17 protein-coding genes and 1 pseudogene are annotated in these 19534 nt (G+C 68.9%); 15 read left to right on the top strand and 3 right to left on the bottom strand.

The window, feature by feature from the left end; all coding sequences use genetic code 11:
* The first annotated feature begins 314 nt into the window (after positions 1–314).
* The 7 genes and pseudogenes from FPZ11_RS05105 to FPZ11_RS05075 all read left to right on the top strand — a co-directional run bounded on the left by FPZ11_RS05105 (position 315) and on the right by FPZ11_RS05075 (position 8823).
* Positions 315–1734: pseudogene (locus tag FPZ11_RS05105) on the top strand (alpha,alpha-trehalose-phosphate synthase (UDP-forming)).
* Positions 1735–1736: 2 nt separating this feature from the next.
* Positions 1737–2519, top strand: coding sequence for a trehalose-phosphatase (gene otsB, locus FPZ11_RS05100; protein WP_246846542.1), 783 nt, complete (start codon positions 1737–1739; stop codon positions 2517–2519).
* A gap of 33 nt (positions 2520–2552) precedes the next feature.
* On the top strand, positions 2553–4247 hold the full coding sequence (gene ilvD / locus FPZ11_RS05095) for a dihydroxy-acid dehydratase (protein WP_146318915.1): 1695 nt from the start codon (positions 2553–2555) through the stop codon (positions 4245–4247).
* A gap of 52 nt (positions 4248–4299) precedes the next feature.
* Complete coding sequence (locus FPZ11_RS05090) at positions 4300–6120, top strand: acetolactate synthase large subunit (RefSeq protein WP_146318914.1); 1821 nt, start codon at positions 4300–4302, stop codon at positions 6118–6120.
* A 3-nt stretch (positions 6121–6123) separates the two neighbouring features.
* Positions 6124–6633 (top strand): acetolactate synthase small subunit, encoded by a 510-nt coding sequence (ilvN, locus tag FPZ11_RS05085; protein ID WP_146318913.1) that lies wholly within the window; start codon positions 6124–6126, stop codon positions 6631–6633.
* Between the two features lie 59 nt (positions 6634–6692).
* On the top strand, positions 6693–7721 hold the full coding sequence (gene ilvC, locus FPZ11_RS05080; protein WP_146318912.1) for a ketol-acid reductoisomerase: 1029 nt from the start codon (positions 6693–6695) through the stop codon (positions 7719–7721).
* Between the two features lie 364 nt (positions 7722–8085).
* The gene (locus tag FPZ11_RS05075) at positions 8086–8823 is read left to right on the top strand and encodes a copper homeostasis protein CutC (protein ID WP_146318911.1); all 738 of its coding nucleotides are present in this window, start codon (positions 8086–8088) and stop codon (positions 8821–8823) included.
* Positions 8824–8840: 17 nt separating this feature from the next.
* On the opposite strand, the gene FPZ11_RS05070 is transcribed toward FPZ11_RS05075, so the two are convergent.
* Positions 8841–9695: an NAD-dependent epimerase/dehydratase family protein gene (locus tag FPZ11_RS05070; RefSeq protein WP_146318910.1), complete on the bottom strand. Its 855-nt coding sequence runs from the start codon at positions 9693–9695 to the stop codon at positions 8841–8843.
* A 230-nt stretch (positions 9696–9925) separates the two neighbouring features.
* Between FPZ11_RS05070 and FPZ11_RS05065 the strand changes: the two genes are divergently transcribed.
* The 3 genes from FPZ11_RS05065 to FPZ11_RS05055 all read left to right on the top strand — a co-directional run bounded on the left by FPZ11_RS05065 (position 9926) and on the right by FPZ11_RS05055 (position 13250).
* Complete coding sequence (locus FPZ11_RS05065; protein WP_146318909.1) at positions 9926–10627, top strand: DUF3592 domain-containing protein; 702 nt, start codon at positions 9926–9928, stop codon at positions 10625–10627.
* Positions 10628–10806: 179 nt separating this feature from the next.
* Positions 10807–12402: a phosphoglycerate dehydrogenase gene (gene serA / locus FPZ11_RS05060; protein WP_146318908.1), complete on the top strand. Its 1596-nt coding sequence runs from the start codon at positions 10807–10809 to the stop codon at positions 12400–12402.
* Between the two features lie 5 nt (positions 12403–12407).
* Entirely contained in the window at positions 12408–13250 is an 843-nt protein-coding gene (locus FPZ11_RS05055) for a PhzF family phenazine biosynthesis protein (protein WP_146318907.1), read from the top strand.
* A gap of 53 nt (positions 13251–13303) precedes the next feature.
* Here FPZ11_RS05055 and FPZ11_RS05050 read toward each other — a convergent pair whose 3' ends face one another.
* A complete protein-coding gene (locus FPZ11_RS05050) occupies positions 13304–13558 on the bottom strand; it encodes a DUF6458 family protein (RefSeq protein ID WP_146318905.1) in 255 nt (84 codons plus the stop codon).
* 231 nt (positions 13559–13789) lie between these two features.
* Here FPZ11_RS05050 and FPZ11_RS05045 point away from each other — a divergent pair, with 231 nt between their 5' ends.
* The 4 genes from FPZ11_RS05045 (at position 13790) to FPZ11_RS05030 (ending at position 17320) form a co-directional block, all read left to right on the top strand.
* Positions 13790–14851 (top strand): 3-isopropylmalate dehydrogenase, encoded by a 1062-nt coding sequence (locus FPZ11_RS05045; protein ID WP_146318903.1) that lies wholly within the window; start codon positions 13790–13792, stop codon positions 14849–14851.
* A 70-nt stretch (positions 14852–14921) separates the two neighbouring features.
* Positions 14922–16040, top strand: a complete 1119-nt coding sequence (locus FPZ11_RS05040) for a branched-chain amino acid aminotransferase (protein ID WP_146318901.1) — start codon at positions 14922–14924, stop codon at positions 16038–16040.
* Between the two features lie 8 nt (positions 16041–16048).
* Complete coding sequence (locus FPZ11_RS05035; protein WP_146318899.1) at positions 16049–16822, top strand: fumarylacetoacetate hydrolase family protein; 774 nt, start codon at positions 16049–16051, stop codon at positions 16820–16822.
* A gap of 9 nt (positions 16823–16831) precedes the next feature.
* The gene (locus FPZ11_RS05030) at positions 16832–17320 is read left to right on the top strand and encodes a hypothetical protein (RefSeq protein ID WP_146318897.1); all 489 of its coding nucleotides are present in this window, start codon (positions 16832–16834) and stop codon (positions 17318–17320) included.
* A 7-nt stretch (positions 17321–17327) separates the two neighbouring features.
* Here FPZ11_RS05030 and FPZ11_RS05025 read toward each other — a convergent pair whose 3' ends face one another.
* Positions 17328–18368, bottom strand: coding sequence for an aminotransferase class V-fold PLP-dependent enzyme (locus FPZ11_RS05025; RefSeq protein WP_246846646.1), 1041 nt, complete (start codon positions 18366–18368; stop codon positions 17328–17330).
* A gap of 166 nt (positions 18369–18534) precedes the next feature.
* On the opposite strand from FPZ11_RS05025, the gene FPZ11_RS05020 reads away from it, so the two are divergent.
* Positions 18535–19512: a LysR family transcriptional regulator gene (locus tag FPZ11_RS05020; RefSeq protein ID WP_146318893.1), complete on the top strand. Its 978-nt coding sequence runs from the start codon at positions 18535–18537 to the stop codon at positions 19510–19512.
* Positions 19513–19534: the final 22 nt, after the last annotated feature.

The raw sequence follows: 19534 nt of genomic DNA, 5'->3' as shown, positions 1-19534 counted from the left end.
ACGCGCGCCGTGTGAACGCCGGATGGCGGCAGTGCACAAGCTCACGGTGCGGAGGATGTCCGGCTGGTAACGTTCTTGTCGCCGACCGGCACCCAGGCGAGGAGGCGCTCATTCTTCCGAACTCCGATCACCGCGCGTCAGCAGACGAGTCAGCGGGGCGCGAATCCTCCGAGCGGCGACGAGCGAGGAAGTCCCGTTCGTTCGATCTCGTCATCGTCTCCAACCGCCTCCCCGTCGACCACGTCTCCGGAGAGGGAGCCGACGCGGTCTGGCGTCCGTCGCCCGGTGGACTCGTCGCCGCGCTCGAGCCCGTGATGAAGCGCGAAGACGGTGTGTGGATCGGGTGGGTGGGAATCCCCGACGCCCATTTCGACCCGTTCACCGCCGACGGCATCGACATCGTTCCCGTCTCGCTCAGCGCGCAAGACGTCGAGTACTACTACGAGGGCTTCTCCAACGACACCCCTGTGGCCGCTGTACCACGACGTGATCGCCCCGCCGAGCTACCACCGCGAGTGGTGGGACTCCTACGTGCAGGTCAACCGCCGGTTCGCGGATGCCGCTCTCGCCGTCGCTGCGCCGGGCGCCGTCGTGTGGGTGCACGACTACCAGCTGCAGCTCGTGCCGAAGATGCTGCGCGACGCGCGGCCCGATCTCGTGATCGGCTTCTTCGATCACATTCCTTTCCCGGCATACGGCCTTTACGCGCAGCTTCCCTGGCGCAGGCAGGTGGTCGAGGGCGTGCTCGGCGCCGACGTGATCGGCTTCCAGCGGCTGGCCGATGCCGGCAACTTCACCAGATCGGTCCGTCGCCTCTTCGGCTACGAGACCCGTGGCTCCGTGATCGAGGTGCCCGTCGCCGACGGCGAGAACACCGAGCATCGGCACGTCAAGACCAACAGACGCGGCACACGCGTGCGCACGGTGCTGGCGAAACAGTTCCCGATCTCGATCGACTCGCAGCGTTACCAGGAGCTCGCCGCACGCGAGGACATCCAGGCCAGGGCGCGTCAGATTCGCGAGGAGCTGGGCAATCCGAAGACGATCATGCTCGGCGTCGATCGCCTCGACTACACGAAGGGCATCCGTCATCGTCTCAAGGCGTACGGCGAGCTGCTGCGCGACCACGAGCTCGACGTCGACGACATCACGTTGGTGCAGGTGGCGAGCCCGTCGCGTGAGCGCGTCGCCACCTACATGCAGCTGCGTGACGAGGTGGAGCGCACGGTCGGACGCATCAACGGCGACTACTCCACCATCAGCCACACCGCCATCAGCTATCTGCACCAGGGCTATCCGCGCGAGGAGATGGTGGCGCTCTACCTCGCCGCCGACGTGATGCTCGTCACAGCGCTGCGGGACGGCATGAACCTCGTCGCCAAGGAGTACGTGGCCAGCAGGATCGACAACGACGGCGTGCTCGTGCTCAGCGAGTTCACCGGTGCCTCGGACGAACTCAAACAAGCGCTTCTCGTCAACCCGCATGACATCGAGGGCGTGAAGGCGGCCATCCTGCAGGCGGTCGAGATGCCCAAGCGCGAGCGTGCCCGCCGCATGCGCGCCCTGCGCAAGAGGGTGCTCACCAACGACGTGCAGCGCTGGTCGGCCTCGTTCTTCGACGCGTTACGGCACGTCACGGCCGAAGACGACTTCGGCGCACACGAGGAGACCGTGGCTTCGAGCACGGCGCCGACGACGTCGTCCGACGAGCAGAGCGCGACGGCGGAGAGGTGACGGTGGCGACGACTTCTGCCGACGCGCAGGCGCTGAAGGATGCGCTCGCGCGGCTGGCCGCGACGCCTCGCCTTCTCGTCGCCCTCGACTTCGACGGCACCGTGAGCCCTCTCGTCGACAATCCCTCGGACTCGCGCGTGCTGCCTGAGGCGCGCGCGGCGCTGACCGAGCTCGAACGGATGCCCGACACCTGGTTCGCTTTCGTCTCCGGTCGCCCGCTGGCGAACCTCGTGCGGGTCACGGAGGCCGACGACGAAGTGCTCCTGATCGCCTCGCACGGTGTGGAGGTGCGACTGGAAGGCGGCGCAGTCGACGTCGGGCTCGACGACGATGAACAGGCGCGTCTCGCAGCGCTGTCCGCTCGGCTCGACGCCATCGTCGCCCGCACGCCGGGCTCGAAGCTCGAGCACAAGCCGGTCGGTCTTGGACTGCACACCAGGGGCGTGCCCGCCGAGGCCGCAGCCCGCGCCGATGAGGCCGCGCGGGACGCTGCCCGCGAGGTCGGCGGAACGTTTCTCGAGAGGGCGGGCAAGGACATCCTCGAGTTCTCCGTGCGCGACGCCACGAAAGGCGACGGGCTCCAGCGGCTCCGACGGCACGTCGACGCCACCGGCATGCTCTTCGCCGGCGACGACGTGACCGACGAAGACGGGTTCGCCGCGCTGGGCCACGATGACATCGGAATCAAGGTCGGCCAGGGGGAGACGCGGGCTCGGTTCCGCGTCGCCGATCCCGATGCCGTGGCTGGGCTTCTGAGCCAGCTCGTCAGCCTGCGCCGTCGGTGAGAAGCGGTATCCCAACGGTCATAGACTCGACGCATGCCAGAGATCGACATGAAGCCGCGCAGTCGCGTCGTCACTGACGGCATCGAGGCCACCACCAGCCGCGGGATGCTCCGCGCGGTCGGCATGGGCGACGAGGACTGGGACAAACCCCAGATCGGCATCGCGAGCTCGTGGAACGAGATCACCCCGTGCAACCTCTCGCTCGACCGCCTCGCCCAGGCCGCGAAGGAAGGCGTGCACGGCGGGGGCGGATACCCCCTCGAGTTCGGCACGGTCTCGGTTTCCGACGGCATCTCGATGGGTCACGAGGGCATGCACTTCTCGCTGGTCTCGCGGGAGGTGATCTGCGACTCGGTCGAGACCGTGATGATGGCCGAGCGGCTCGACGGCTCCGTGCTGCTGGCAGGCTGCGACAAGTCGATCCCCGGCATGCTCATGGCGGCCGCTCGCCTCGACCTGGCATCGGTGTTCCTCTACGCCGGCTCGATCGCTCCCGGCTGGGTGAAGCTCAGCGACGGCACCGAGAAGGACGTCACCATCATCGACTCGTTCGAGGCCGTCGGCGCGTGCAAGGCCGGCACCATGAGTCTCGAAGATCTCAAGCGCATCGAGTGCGCGATTGCTCCTGGCGAGGGTGCCTGCGGCGGCATGTACACGGCCAACACCATGGCGTCCGTCGCCGAGGCGCTCGGCATGAGCTACCCCGGCTCGGCGGCACCGCCCTCGGCCGACCGTCGTCGCGACTACTACGCGCACCGCTCCGGTGAGGCCGTCGTGAACATGCTGCGCCTCGGGCTCACCTCGCGCGACATCCTCACCAAGGAGGCGTTCGAGAACGCCATCACCGTGGCGATGGCGCTCGGGGGCTCGACCAACGTGGTGCTGCACCTGCTGGCGATCGCCCGCGAGGCGGAGGTCGAGCTCACGCTCGACGACTTCAACCGCATCGGCGACAAGGTTCCGCACATCGCCGACATGAAGCCCTTCGGCAAGTACGTGATGAACGACGTCGACCGGCACGGCGGCATCCCGGTGCTCATGAAGGCTCTGCTCGACGCGGGTCTGCTGCACGGCGACTGCATCACCGTCACGGGCAAGACGGTGGCCGAGAACCTCGCCGAGCTCGACCCCGCGCCGCTCGACGGCGAGGTGCTGCACACGCTCGACAACCCGCTGCACCCCACCGGCGGACTCACAATTCTCAAGGGCACGTTCGCGCCAGACGGCGCCGTCGTGAAGACGGCCGGCTTCGACGCCGCCGTCTTCGAGGGACCGGCACGCGTGTTCGAGCGGGAGCGCGAGGCGATGGATGCCCTCACCCGCGGCGAGATCGGCCACGGGGACGTCGTGGTGATCCGCTACGAGGGCCCGAAGGGCGGTCCTGGCATGCGCGAGATGCTCGCCATCACCGCCGCCATCAAGGGCGCGGGCCTCGGCAAGGATGTACTACTCTTGACAGACGGACGATTCTCAGGCGGCACAACCGGCCTGTGCATCGGCCACATAGCACCCGAAGCAGTGGACGCTGGTCCCATTGCCTTCGTGCGCGATGGTGATCTGATACGGGTCGATATCGCTGCTCGCTCGCTCGACCTACTTGTCGACGAGTCCGAGCTGGCCTCCCGCCGGGAAGGCTGGGAGCCTCTACCTCCGCGCTATACCCGTGGCGTTCTCGCGAAATACTCCAAGCTCGTGCACTCCGCAGCGGAAGGCGCGATCACGGGGTAGCTCTCGCGTTCGACAGACATCCACCGACACGCATCGAAGGGCGACGTCCCCCATGACAACGGAACCTCGAGCCGTGCCTACGTCGGCAGTGCACTCTGCCGGGTCAGGCGACACCTCATCCAAACCAGAGCTGATCACCGGATCCGCCGCGATCCTCCGCTCGCTCGCGCACCTCGGCGTCACCGACGTCTTCGGCATTCCCGGCGGCGCCGTCATCCCGTTCTACGACGAGCTGATGGCTCAGGACGCCATCCGCCACATCCTCGTCCGCCACGAGCAGGGTGCCGGGCACGCAGCGGAGGGCTACGCCAGCGCATCGCGCAGGGTCGGCGTCGCCATCGCGACCTCGGGCCCCGGCGCCACCAACCTCGTGACGGCCATCGCCGACGCGCACATGGACTCGGTGCCCACCCTGTTCATCACGGGCCAGGTCTTCTCCACCCTGATGGGGACCGATGCCTTCCAAGAGGCCGACATCGTCGGCATCACCATGCCGATCACGAAGCACTCCTTCCTGGTGAGGGATGCGGCGGACATCCCCGCAACGATCGCCGCTGCCTACCACATCGCCTCGACCGGTCGCCCGGGTCCTGTGCTCGTGGACGTGACGAAGGACGCGCAGCAGAACCTGATGGAGTTCAGCTGGCCGCCCGTCGTCGACCTGCCCGGCTATCGCCCGGTCACCAAAGCGCACGGCAAGCAGGTGCACGCGGCGGCACGTCTGCTCGCGGAGTCGAGCAAGCCCGTGCTCTACGTGGGCGGCGGGGTCGTGCGGGCCGAGGCGTCCGACGAGCTCCTCGTGCTCGCCGAAGAGACGGGTGCGCCCGTGGTCACGACGCTGATGGCACGCGGGGCGTTCCCCGACTCCCACAAGCAGCACCTCGGCATGCCGGGCATGCACGGAACGGTGGCCGCGGTGCTCGCGCTGCAGGACGCCGACCTGATCATCTCGCTCGGCGCACGTTTCGACGACCGCGTCACCGGCAAGGTGTCGGAGTTCGCTCCGCACGCCAAGATCGTGCACGTCGACGTCGACCCGGCCGAGATCTCGAAGATCCGGCACGCCGACGTTCCGATCGTGGGCGATGCCAAAGACGTGATCGCCGATCTCACCTCCGCGTTCGAGCACGAGGTGGCAGCCGTGGGCAAGCCCGACCTCGGCGACTGGTGGGCCAAGCTCGACGGGCTGCGCACGCAGTTCCCGCTCGGCTACTCGCCGACCACCGACGGCCTGCTCGCGCCGGAGGGGATCATTCAGCGCATCGGCGAGCTCACCGGCCCGGAGGGCGTGTACGTCGCGGGCGTCGGTCAGCACCAGATGTGGACAGCGCAGTTCATCAAGTACGAGCGGCCGAACGCATTCCTCAACTCGGGCGGTGCGGGCACGATGGGCTACGCGGTGCCGGCAGCGATGGGCGCGAAGGTGTCGCAGCCCGACCGTGTGGTGTGGGCGATCGACGGTGACGGATGCTTCCAGATGACCAATCAGGAGCTCGCCACCTGCACGATCAACGACATCCCGATCAAGGTCGCCATCATCAACAACTCGTCGCTCGGCATGGTGCGTCAGTGGCAGACGCTGTTCTACGACGGCCGCCACTCGTTCACCGACCTCAACACCGGGCACGAGACGGCGATGATCCCCGACTTCCTCAAGCTGGCGGAGGCGTACGGTGCCCTGGGCATCCGCGTCACCAAAGAAGAGGAGATCGACGACGCGATCAAGCTGGCGCTGGAGACGAACGACCGCCCGGTCGTCATCGACTTCATCGTGAGCCGCGACGCGATGGTCTGGCCCATGGTGCCGCAGGGGGTCAGCAACTCGAACGTGCAATACGCCAAAGACCATGCACCGACCTGGGGAGAGGAGTAAGCCATGTCGACACACGTGCTGTCCCTGCTCGTCGAAGACAAGGCAGGTCTGCTCACCAGGGTCGCCGGCCTGTTCGCCCGACGGGGCTTCAACATCTCCTCTCTCGCCGTTGGCGTGAGCGAGGTGCCCGGGCTCTCCCGCATCACCGTGGTGGTCGACGTCGAGGATGCTCCGCTCGAGCAGGTCACCAAGCAGCTCAACAAGCTGATCAACGTGATCAAGATCGTGGAGCTCGACACCGATCAGTCCGTGCAGCGCGAGCACCTGCTCATCAAGGTGCGCGTCGACCACACGACGAGATCGCAGGTGCTCGAGGCCGTGAACCTGTTCCGCGCTCGCGTCGTCGACGTGGCCACCGACGCGCTCGTCATCGAGGTGACGGGCGACACCGGCAAGACCGAGGCGCTGCTGCGGGTGCTCGAACCCTACGGCATCAAGGAGATGGCGCAGTCCGGTCTGCTCGCCATCGGCCGCGGCTCGAAGTCGATCACCGACCGCGTCTTCAAGAACTAGCCGTCGCGCCGCACCGGCGCGAGGCATCCGACTCACACAACAAGGAGAGACAACACCCCATGGCTGAGATCTACTACGACAACGATGCTGATCTGACGATCATCCAGGGCAAGAAGGTGCTCGTCGTCGGCTACGGCTCGCAGGGCCACGCCCACGCGCAGAACCTGCGCGACTCCGGCGTCGAGGTGCGCATCGGTCTGCAGGAGGGCTCCAAGTCCACCCAGCGTGCGCAGGAGGCCGGCTTCCAGGTCGTCACGCCCGCCGAGGGCACGAGCTGGGCCGACGTCATCGTCATCCTCGCGCCCGACCAGGTGCAGCGCCACCTCTACGCGAACGACATCGCTCCGAACATCTCGGCCGGCAAGGCCCTCGTGTTCGGTCACGGCTTCAACATCCGGTTCGGCTACATCACGGCTCCCGACAGCGTCGACGTCGTCATGGTCGCCCCGAAGGGGCCGGGCCACACCGTGCGCCGCGAGTACGTCGCGGGCCGCGGCGTCCCCGTGATCGTGGCCGTCGAGAACGACGCCACTGGCAACGCGTGGCCGCTCGCCCTCAGCTACGCCAAGGGCATCGGCGGACTGCGTGCAGGCGGCATCAAGACCACGTTCACCGAAGAGACCGAGACCGACCTCTTCGGCGAGCAGGCCGTGCTGTGCGGTGGGGTTTCGCACCTCATCCAGGCCGGCTTCGAGACGCTGACCGCCGCCGGCTACCAGCCGGAGATCGCCTACTTCGAGGTGCTTCACGAGATGAAGCTCATCGTCGACCTCATCTGGGAGGGCGGCATCTCCAAGATGCGCTGGAGCGTCTCCGACACGGCGGAGTACGGCGACTACGTCTCCGGCCCGCGCGTCGTCGACGAGCACACCAAGGCGGCCATGAAGGGCATCCTCGACGACATCCAGTCGGGTGCGTTCGCCGAGCGCTTCATCGCCGATCAGGATGCCGGTGCGCCGGAGTTCCTCGCCGACCGCAAGGCGGGCGAAGACCACCCCATCGAGTCGACCGGCCGCGAGCTGCGCAAGCTCTTCGCGTGGAACTCGTCGAACGACGACGACTACGTCGACGGCGAAGTCGCTCGCTGACGCTCGGACTCCACCGTCCGCGTAGTCGCACGGCGACTGCGTTCATAGGGTGCCGGCCCCAGGCCGGCGCCCGTGTGGACGGCGAAGTCGCTCGCTGGCGCATCACCGCTGGCAGATACCGCCGGCCCCGGAGCATCGCGAAGCGGCGCGTCTCGAAACCGAGCCCATGCATCCCATGGACGGGTTTCGGGACGCGCGCTTCCGGCATGCGCCTCAGCCGGCGGTTCTGCGCGTGCGGGCAGAACCGCCCGATCACCGTCTGCTGCGCCATGTTGCTCCATGCGGCGTTGCGCGGTGCGAAAGCCGATACGGTATTCGCGGCGCGCACGCTCGGTCGCGTCGACAGATCCCCAGGAGTTCCCGGATGCCCCAGCCCGCCATCGAGATCGCCGTTCAAGACCTCGAGGGTGTGCGCATCGCGCTCGGCGAAGGCGCCGACCGCATCGAGCTCTGCACGGCGCTGGGTGTGGGCGGTCTGACCCCGAGTGCTGCACTGATCGAGCGGGCGGGGGAGCTGGCCCGCGATGCCGGACGGAATTCCTTCGTGCATGTTCTCGTGAGGCCGCGGGCGGGCGGCTTCGACTATTCGGCCGGAGAGCTCGATCTGATCGCCCTTGACGTTCGGCGCGCACGCGCCCTCGGCGCAGGCGGGGTCGTGATCGGGGCCCTCGACGGGCAGCAGCGAGTCAACCTGCCCGGCGTGGCAGGTCTCATCGCCGCAGCGGATGGCCTCGACGTCACCTTTCACCGCGCCATCGATGTCGCCGCCGATGCGGCAGACGCCGTGCCCGCGCTGGCGGATGCCGGGGTGCGCCGCATCCTCACCTCGGGCACCGCGCCTCGGGCGGTCGACGGTGTGGAGGTGCTCCGGCACTGGGTCGAGGCGGCAGGCGACCGCATCGAGGTGATGGCGGGCGGCGGCATCGATGACGGGCAGATCCCCGCGATCGCGGCGGCCGGGGTCGAGGCCGTGCATCTCTCGGCGCGCCACACCGTGACCGGAGCGGCGAGCGGGCCCGGCGGCGGGCATCCCGAGTACGAGACGACGGACGCCGCAGCCGTGCGTCGTGCGGTCGCTGCGGTGCGCGCCCTCAGCAGCTGACTACGCGCTGCGGCCCGTCAGAGCGCCGTCGCGCTTCTGACGACGCCGCCATCGGGGGAGACGAATCCCTCGCGCCAGCTCGCGAAGCGCGGGGCGAAGCCGCGGGAGCGGGCCAGCGCGTTCGAGATGGGGCGTCCGTGGGGGAGCGAGGCCGGGACCTCGGGAGACGGGGCTCCGAGGGCTGCGGCGAGCACGGGCATCCACTCGGCGGCGATCGCAGGCTCGTCGTCGACGACGTTCACGACACCGCCCGGCCAGCCCAGCGCGAGTACGGTGGCCGCCGCCGCGTCGGCCACGTGCACGAAGCTGCTCACCTCGGCCATCGGCGCGAGCGCGAGCCGAAGGGCTTCGGGAGTGGCCGGCGTCTGCGAACTGCGCCACGTTCCCGGGCCGTAGAACTGGCCGTAGCGCAGCACGACGCCGTGCGGCTGAGCGAGCACCGCCTGCTCGAGCTCCGGCGCTCCGGGCGCGATGCCGGGCCGCAGCGGCTCCGTCTCTTCGGCGAGCGAGTCTCCGTCGGCGACGACCCAGCTGATGCTCTGCGCGATGACCCGTTCGACACCGTGGCCGGCGGCGGCATCCAGAAGCGCGGAGGTTCCCTCGATGCGGATGCGCGAGTTCGCCGCGACGTCGTACTCGCCGAGGTCGGTCAGCTCGTGCAGCAGCACGTCGGGCCGCGCCGCCTCGAACGCCGCATCGATCGACGCGACGTCGTAGACGTCCATGACCAGTGGATGCCCGCCCGCCCCCGCGATGACGCTTCCCTTGGCAGCCGAGCGGCTGGTGGCCCACACCTCGTGTCCGGCCGCCACCAGTGCTGGGGTGAGCTCACGACCGATCGCGCCGGCGCCGCCGGCAAGCAAGATTCGCATGGTTCCCGACCTTAGGGCGTGTTGCTGAAGGGGTTTCGCTGTCCGGCAGTGAGTCTGGTTGTCGTCCTGCGTGACGGGATTCCTGACGAAGGTCCCGATGCCGCGGCCGGCGCCGCCGAAGACGCTCTCGTGCGCTGACTCGGTCACGTCATAAACCCGTGGTTCGAGGCTTCTACGCTTGCGGGAGTCGGACTGATCGTCCGGAGTCGGCGCACAAGAGGGGCGAATGAATGAGCGCTAAGAGCGAGGATCGCGCAGGGCAGCAGTCCGCTGCGCCGAACGAGGATGAAGAACACCGCTCGGCCACGCGCGGGGGGCTTTACCTGACGATCGGCATGCTTGCCGTGGGGGCCATCCTCGTCATCTACGCGGCCGTCATGCTCGGGGCACAGCTTGTGCTCGCCACGCACTCGGCGACGACCGCCGCGACCGTCGTCGGATACAGCCGCCACCTGGAGGGCGCCGGTCATGGGGGATGCGGTGGCTGGGCTTACGACCCTCACGTCGCCTTCGTGACCTCGAAGGGAATGAAGGCGACGGCCACGGTCTCCAACGTTCAGATCTGCACGGCGCCATCGCGAGGAGCCACTCTGCAGATCAGGTACGACACCGGCAACCCCTCCCAAGCGCAGATCACCGATTGGTTCACCAACTGGGGAGGCCCTCTCATCTGGGGAGTGATCGGTCTGGTCATCATCTGGTGGGGTCTCGGTACCCCACCGTTCGGGCGGCCTTCGAGGGCCAAGCCGATCGTCGAAGCGACACCGGTGGTGCAGGAGAGCAACAACCAGCGAAAGAAGCGGCTGCAGCGCGAATACGCGGCACGGGCTCAGGAGCGGTCTTCTGATCCCGAGCTCCGGCGATATGCGCAGGAGCGTATGCAGGAGAGTCGTCGCACCCACCCCGAGCAGCGCGACTCCGGCGGTGAGTGAGAACCGATAGAGGTGGCGGGGATCGGACTGCCCGAGCGCTGCGCCGTGCGCATGCTCATGTGCGCAGAACGGCATCGGGAGACCGCTAAAGTTGAGGCGAACGCGCCTCGATGGCCGCGGCGTGCGGGCACTTCCGCCCAGGCCTCCCACCGCTCACCTCTCGTCGAAGGGTCACTTTCGTGTCGAAACCCGTCGTGCTGATCGCCGAAGAACTCTCGCCCGCCACCGTCGAGGCCCTCGGTCCCGACTTCGAGATCCGCAGTGTCGACGGCACCGACCGTGTCGCACTGCTCGAGGCGCTCTCCGACGCCGACGCGGTGCTGATCCGTTCCGCGACGAAGATGGACGCCGAGGCGATCGCCGCGTCGCCGAAGCTGAGGGTCATCGCGCGCGCGGGCGTCGGGCTCGACAACGTCGACATCAAGGCCGCCACCCAGGCCGGCGTCATGGTCGTGAACGCGCCCACCTCGAACATCATCTCGGCCGCCGAGCTGACGATCGGGCACATCCTCTCGCTCGCCAGGCACATCCCGGCGGGCAACGCCTCGCTCAGCGCAGGGGAGTGGAAACGCTCGAAGTACACGGGCACCGAGCTCTACGAGAAGACCATCGGCATCATCGGCCTCGGCCGCATCGGCGCACTGATCACCGCACGCCTGCAGGCGTTCGGAACGACGATCATCGCGTACGACCCCTACGTCACCTCGGCGCGCGCACAGCAGCTCGGCGTGCAGCTCGTGAGCCTCGACGAGCTGCTCGAGCGCGCGGACTTCGTCACGATCCACATGCCGCGCACCCCCGAGACGCTCGGCATGATCGGCGACGACCAGCTCGCGCTGATGAAGAAGAGCGCCTACGTCGTCAACGTCGCCCGCGGCGGCCTGATCGACGAGGACGCGCTGTACCGTGCCCTCACCACCGGCACCATCGCCGGTGCCGGCCTCGACGTGTTCGTCACCGAGCCTCCGCTGGAGTCGCCGTTGATCAGCCTCGACAACGTCGTGGTCACTCCGCACCTCGGCGCCTCCACCGACGAGGCGCAGGAGAAGGCGGGCGTCTCCGTTGCGCGATCGGTGCGTCTCGCGCTGTCGGGCGAGCTCGTTCCCGACGCGGTGAACGTGGCGGGCGGTGTCATCGATCCGTACGTTCGCCCCGGCATCCCGCTGCTCGAGAAGCTCGGCCAGGTGTTCAGCGGGCTGGCCAAGAACAGCCCGATCACGAGCGTCGACGTGGAGATCCGCGGCGAGCTCGTCGACTACGACGTGAGCGTGCTCAAGCTCGCCGCGCTCAAGGGCATCTTCACGAACATCGTCAGCGAGAACGTCTCCTACGTGAACGCACCGCTGCTCGCCGAGCAGCGCGGCATCGAGGTGCGCCTGCTCACGGATGCCGGCAGCGAGGACTACCGCAACGTGCTGACCCTGCGCGGCGCGCTGGCCGACGGATCGCAGATCTCCGTCGCAGGCACGCTGACCGGCCCGAAGCAGATCGAGAAGATCGTCGGCATCAACGGATACGACGTCGAGGTTCCGCTCGCGCAGCACCTGATCGTGATGATCTACGAGGACCGTCCGGGAATCGTCGCGGTCTACGGCCGCGAGTTCGGCGAAGCCGGCATCAACATCGCAGGCATGCAGATCGCGCGCACCACGGCGGGCGGCTCCGCGTTGAGCGTGCTCACCGTCGACTCGCCGGTGCCCGACGGCATCCTCGAGTCGGTGCGCGCGGCGATCGACGCCGACGTGATGCAGGCGATCGACATCACGGAGGCGTAGGCGGGATGGGCGGGAAGGAGCGTCGCTTCGCGCAGGTCGACGTCTTCGGCGCCGACGCACTGCTCGGCAACCCGGTGGCCGTCGTCATCGACGGCGACGGCCTCTCGGATGCCGAGATGGCGCGTTTCGCGCGCTGGACGAACCTGTCGGAGACGACGTTCCTGCTGCCGCCGAGCGATCCGGCGGCCGACTATCGGTTGCGCATCTTCACTCCGGGCGGTGAGCTGCCGTTCGCTGGGCATCCGACGCTGGGCAGCGCGCACGCGTGGCTGAAGACCGGCGGTGTGCCGGAGCACGCCGATCGCGTCGTGCAGCAGTGCGGTGCGGGACTCGTCGAGTTGCGCCGCGATGCGCATCGGCTCGCCTTCGCAGCGCCGCCGCTCCTGCGCTCCGGCAAGGTCGATGAGGAGACGCTCGAGAGGGTCGTGGCGTCACTGCGCATCGCGAAGACCGACGTGCTGGCCGCCGAGTGGGTCGACAACGGCCCTGGATGGCTCGCCGTGCTGCTGCGTTCGGCTTCCGACGTGCTCGCCCTGGCTCCCGACTTCGCGGCGATGGGCGATCTCAAGGTCGGCGTCGTCGCCTCGCAGCCCGACGGCCAGGACACGGACTTCGAGGTGCGAGGCTTCGTGCCCGCGTTCGGAATTCCCGAGGATCCCGTGACCGGCAGCCTGAACGGCGGACTGGCCATGTGGCTCATCGGGTCGGGGCGGGCGCCTGCCGCCTACGTCGCGGCGCAGGGCACGGCTCTCGGCCGCGCCGGCCGCGTGCACGTCGAACACGCACACGGCCGCCACTGGATCGGCGGCGACACCCGCACGATCGTGAGCGGAACGGTGCGGATCTGAGCCGGGCCGGGCATCCTCTGACACGAGCAGATCGGCCGCCGCACGGCTGACGGTCAGTAGTCGGTCGGGTCGTCCCGCTGCGTGGTGTCGACCCTGCGGCCCGTGTTCGGGTCGACGCTCGTGCTCCTGGTCACCTTCGATGTGCGCTTGCGCGTCATCAGCACGATGCCCAGGATCGTCACGATCACCCCGGCCACCAGGCAGATGTAGCCGACCATGTGCAGGTCGATCCAGCCGAGGTCGACGTTGATCGCGAACGCCAGGATGGCACCGACGACGATCAGGAAGATTCCGCCTCCGAGACTCATGCGCTTCTCCTTCGCTCGGTCGTTTCGCCCGAGCGGGTCGGTACCCGCGCAGGCCGCGGGCCGTGCCCGCGTCGGATCAGGGTAGGAACGAGCCCGCGAGAAGCGGCAGGGCTCGACGCCGAGGCCCGCGTGGTGTAAGCGGCCCGCGCTCGCCGATACGCTTGTGGTATCCCAACGTGGTCGCGCCGCGCAGGTCTGTGCGCGGCGGCGCCACCCGCACGAAGGAGTCCCATGTCCCGTCAGGTCAGGCTCGCCGTCATCCCCGGCGACGGAATCGGTCCCGAGGTCGTCGCCGAGGCCGTCAAGGTGCTCGATGCCGTTGTCGATCCGGCCGACGTGCAGTTCGACAAGACCTACTTCGAGCTCGGGGCCGACCGCTACCTGGCCACTGGCGACACCTTGACCGACGACGATCTCTCGGCCGTCGCGAGCCACGATGCCATCCTGCTCGGGGCAGTGGGCGGCAGGCCGGGCGACCCGCGCCTCGCCGGTGCGAACATCGAGCGCGGACTCCTGCTCAAGCTGCGATTCGCGCTGGACCAGTACGTCAACCTGCGGCCGACGACCATCTTCCCCGGCGTGACGAGCCCGCTGTCCGAGCCGGGTGCCGTCGACTTCGTGGTCGTGCGCGAGGGCACAGAGGGGCCCTACGTGGGCAACGGAGGCGTGATCCGCGCCGGCACCCCGCACGAGATCGCCAACGAGGTCTCGGTGAACACCGCGTTCGGTGTGGAGCGCGTCGTGCGCTACGCGTTCGAGCAGGCCGAGAAGCGACGCAAGAAGCTCACACTCGTGCACAAGACGAACGTGCTGGTGAATGCCGGGGGCCTCTGGAAGCGCGTCGTCGACGAGGTCGCGGCAGAGCATCCCGATGTCGCCGTCGACTACCTGCACGTCGACGCCGTCACGATCTTCCTGGTCACCGACCCGAGCCGGTTCGACGTGATCGTCACCGACAACCTGTTCGGCGACATCATCACCGATCTGGCCGGCGCCATCAGCGGCGGCATCGGACTCGCGCCCTCCGGCAACATCAACCCGGACGGCGCGTTCCCCAGCATGTTCGAGCCGGTGCACGGCTCCGCGCCCGACATCGCGGGGCAGGGCAAGGCCGACCCGACAGCAGCCATCCTGTCGACGGCGCTCCTGCTCGACCATCTGGGCCTCGAGGATGCCGCTGCCCGCGTGCGCGCAGCCGTCACCGCCGACCTCGAGCGGCGTTCCACCGGCGACACGCAGGCCCGCACGACGCAGCAGATCGGTGACGCCATCGCTGCCGGGGTCTCCGCCTGACCGGCGTACCGACGTAACCTTTTCTCGGCGCGATGCTGCGGCATGCGCCACAAGCTCCGAAGGGGAAGCCATGACGATTCCGCTCACCGACATCTCGAACCCGCCCGCGCCCGGCAGCCTGCTCTGGCAGATCACCCGCAACACTGAGCCGGCATCGGTGGAGGCGCGCGAGGCCGTGCTCGCGAATCCGGGATTCGGCCAACACTTCACCGACCACATGGTCGACATCTGCTGGTCGGAGAAGGGCGGCTGGCACCGTCCGCGGGTCAGCCCGTACGGGCCGATCCAGCTGGATCCGGCCGCCGCGGTGCTGCACTACGCGCAGGAGGTGTTCGAGGGGCTGAAGGCGTACCGGCACGCAGACGGGTCCATTCACACGTTCCGGCCCGACCAGAACGCCGCGCGCATGCAGCGGTCGGCCCAGCGTCTCGCGCTGCCCGAGCTGCCGACGGAGTACTTTCTCGAGTCGCTGCGTCAGCTCGTCGCCCTCGACGGCGCATGGGTGCCCGACGCGGCGGAGACCAGCCTCTACCTGCGGCCCTACATGTTCGCCAAGGAGGCGTTCCTCGGCGTGCGTGCCGCCAAGAAGGTGGCGTACTACCTCATCGCGAGCCCGGCCGGCGCCTACTTCGCCCACGGTGTGCAGCCGGTGAGCATCGCGCTCACGCAGGGCTTCGCGCGTGCCGGCAAGGGCGGAACGGGCGCCGCGAAGACCGGAGGCAACTACGCGTCGAGCCTGCTTCCCCAGGCCGAGGCGTACGAGAAGGGCTGCGAGCAGGTGCTCTATCTCGACGGTGAGTACCTCGAAGAGCTGGGCGGCATGAACGTGGTGCTCGTGCGCCGCGACGGTTCGCTCGTGACGCCGGAGTCCGACTCCATTCTCGAGGGCATCACCCTCAAGTCGATCCTGCAGCTGGCGGAAGACCGCGGCCTCGCGGTCGAGCAGCGACCGGTGACCATCACGGAGTGGCGTGCGGGCGCCGCGTCCGGTGAGATCGTCGGCGCCTTCGCGTGCGGCACCGCCGCCGTTCTGGTGCCGATCGGCCGGCTCGTGGCCGACGACTTCGAGATCGTGCACGAGGGCCCGGAGTCCGAGGAGCTCGCGCTTTCGCTGCGTCAGGAGCTCACCGACATCCAGTACGGCCGCGCAGACGACAAGCACGGCTGGCTCGTGCGGCTCGACGCGTAGGACCCGCCGTGAAGATCGCACGCTTCAGCCACGACGGCGCGCTGGCATTCGGCATCCTCGACGAAGAGGAGCGCGAGTGGGTCGTGCTCGCAGGCGACCCCATGTACGCCGGATACGACACCACGGGTGAACGGATCAAGCTCACGGATGCCACGCTGCTGGCTCCCGTGCTGCCGCGGTCCAAGGTCATCGGCATCGGCCGCAACTACCGGGAGCATGCGCACGAGATGGGGTCGGAGCCGCCCGAGGCACCGCTCATGTTCCTCAAGCCGAACACCTCGGTGATCGGGCCGGACGATCCGATCGTGCTGCCGCCGCAATCGTCACGCGTCGAGCACGAGGGCGAGCTGGTCGTGGTGATCGGCAAGGTCGCGAAGGGCGTCAGCGAGGAGAACGCCCTCGACTCCGTCTTCGGCTACACGATCGGAAACGACGTGACGGCCCGCGACCTGCAGCGCTCCGACGGTCAGTGGGCGCGTGCCAAGGGATTCGACACGTTCTGCCCGCTCGGGCCGGTGATCGAGACCGAGTTCGACGCGGCATCCGCCACCATCGAGACGAGCGTGAACGGCGAGGTGCGCCAGTCGGGACGGATCGCGGAGCTGATCCACGGCATCCCCGAGCTCGTCGCCTACGCAGCGAGCGTGTGGACGCTGCTGCCCGGCGACGTCATCATGACGGGCACGCCCGCCGGCGTGGGACCGCTGATCGACGGCGATCGGGTGGACGTGTCGGTGAGCGGCATCGGGACGTTGTCGAACCCCGTGCGCGACGGTCGGTAGGCGCCCGCCGTGACGGAGGGGTGGGGGGACTTCTTCATCGCCGTCGCCGGTGCCGCCGCCGCACTGGCAGGTCTGATCATCGTGGCGATGAGCGTGACGATCAAGGAGATCCTGGCGTCGCGCACGCTGCCGTCCCGGGCCGCGGCGACGATCAGCTCGATGGTGCTCATCCTCGTGCTGGCCATCGCCGGCCTGATCCCGAAGCAGACGGATGCCGCGCTCGGCATCGAGATCGTGGTCGCCAGTGTGATCGCGCTCGCGCCACCGCTGCTGATGTCGCAACGCGTTCTCACGGACACGAGCTACCACTCCGCGGTGGCGACGCGTCTGTTCCGGGTGATCGTGGGCGTGCTGCCCGTCGCGCTGGCGCTGGCGGGCGGCATTCTCGTGATCGCGGGATCCGTCGTCGGCCTGTACCTCGTGGCTGCGGCCATGGCGCTGGTGTTCGTGACGTCGATGTTGAACGCGTGGGTGCTGCTGGTCGAGATCCAACGCTGAGCGCCCGTCAGCGTGCCAAGGCTCGCAGCACCCGGTCGAGGTCGGACTCGTCGTTCCACACGTGGAACGCGACCCTGGCGCGCCCCGCGCGACCCGATGCGACGATGCCGGCCGCTGTCATCCTCGCCAGATCCTCACGGTCCGGATCGTGCCAGGTGACGATCGCGCTTCCCCTGGCGTCGGTGCCGACCGCTTCGGAGAGGGCGTCGGCCAGCGTGACGTCGTGCTTGAAGACGGCATGGATGTCCGTCTCGGCGAACAGCTCGAGCGCGGGTGCCGCCCCTGCCATGGCCTGCCACGCGGGGGAGACGTCGAACCGCCTGGCGTCGGTGGCCAGCGGCGCGCTCGGGCCGTAGCACGATGCCCACGGGTCGTCTCCCGCGTACCATCCGGCCTGCACCGGAATGAGTTCGCGCGCGAAGTCCTCGTCGACCGCGAGCAGGCAGACGCCGCGCGGCGCGCAGAGCCACTTGTAGGTGTGGCAGACGATGGCGTCGGCGGTCCATGATTCGAGGGGCAGCCAGCCGGCCGCCTGCGTCGCGTCGCAGAGCACGCGAGCGCCGGCGCGGTCGGCGGCGGCGCGGATGCTGCGAGCATCGGCGACCTCGCCGGTCGCCGACTGCACGAGCGAGTACGCCACCAGCCAGGTCTCGTCGGAGACCGCGTCGGGCAGCGCCGCGAGCGGCACGTGCCGCACTCGGACCCCGCGACGTTCGTGCTGCAGGAACGGGAAGACGACGGAGCTGAAGTCGCCGTCGACGCAGAGCACCTCCGCACCATCGGGCACACTCGCCGCGATCATGGCGACGAACGCGGAGGTCTGCGAGCCGATCGCGACGCGAGCGGGATCGACTCCGGCGATGCGGGCGAACGCCGAACGCACGCGCGTCACGGCCGCGTCGTAGTGCAGGGGAGTGGCGGCTCCTGACCGCCACAGCGCCAGGTCGTCCTGCGCGGCCAGCACGGCGCTCGACGGAGGAAGCCCTCCCGTGCACGCCGCCAGGTAGCCGGATCCGGCGCCCTCGAATTCCGAGACGATGCGTGCCAATGCCGGGTTCGCGCCGCCTCGCGTGCGCACGGTGGCGCCGTCGGCGATGGGCGAGACGGTATGGGGAGTCGGCGCGGAGTTCACCCTTCCAGGGTGCGAGAGCCGTTCGTATTCGACAAGGACAGGCATCCTATCGAACACATAACGTCAGGTTATGATCGCTGGCATGACCCTGCAGTCCGACCCGTCGCTCGACGTCGAGCTCGACGCCCATACGCTGCGCATCGTGCGGGCGCTCGTGGAGCACGGTTCGATCACGGCGGCCGCCGAGTCGCTCGGCTACAGCCAGCCGGCCATCAGCCAGCACCTGCGCCGCGCCGAGGTCAGGCTCGGCATGCCGCTCGTCGCGCGATCGGGGCGAGGGGTGCGGCTCACCGAGGCCGGGCTCGTGTTGGCGAGGCACGCCCGCACCGTCACGACGGCTCTGGATGCCGCGGCAGGCGAACTCGCGGAACTCGCCGGCCTGCGCTCCGGCCGCGTGCGACTCGCGGCATTCCCCACGGCGTCGTCGACCGTCGTGCCGCGCGTGCTGCAGCAGCTCGCGCAGACGCACGCCGGCATCGGGGTCAGCTATCTGGAAGCGGAACCCCCCGAAGCGGTGGATGCCGTGCGCGACGCCCGCGCCGACCTCGCCATCACGTTCAGCTACCCGGGTGACGCCGACGACCCGCACGGCGAGAGCGCCCGCGGCCTGCACGTGCAGCCGCTCTGGCACGACGAGATGATGATCGCAGTGCCGAAGGGGCATCCCGTCGCCCGCCACCGCGCCGTTCGGCTGGGCGAGCTGGCCGACGAGCAGTGGATCGCCGGGTGTCCCCGCTGCCGCGGACACCTGTTGCAGCTCGCGCAGGCCAGCGACTTCCAGCCGGGCATCGCGTATGAGACCGACAACTTCACGGCGGTGCTCGGCATGGTGGCGGCGGGACTCGGCGTCGCGCTGCTTCCTGCACTCACGCTTGCGTCCGCGCAGCTTCCGCCCGAGGTGGTGATCAGGCCGACGGCGAACCGCGATCGGCGCACGATCCACCTGGTGTCGGCGCAGGGTGCGCTCGACGTGCCGGCGATCGCGGCGACCGCGCGGAGCATCCTCGCCCTCGACGGCGCTGCGTGGGGGCTGACACCGACACGCACACCCGCTCCCTGAGCAACGACGGCGAGTCGAAGGG

Origin of the sequence: Humibacter ginsenosidimutans, from assembly GCF_007859675.1 — a bacterium.
Classification (GTDB): Bacteria; Actinomycetota; Actinomycetes; order Actinomycetales; family Microbacteriaceae; genus Humibacter; species Humibacter ginsenosidimutans.
This window is presented reverse-complemented; position numbering and strand designations above follow the sequence as displayed.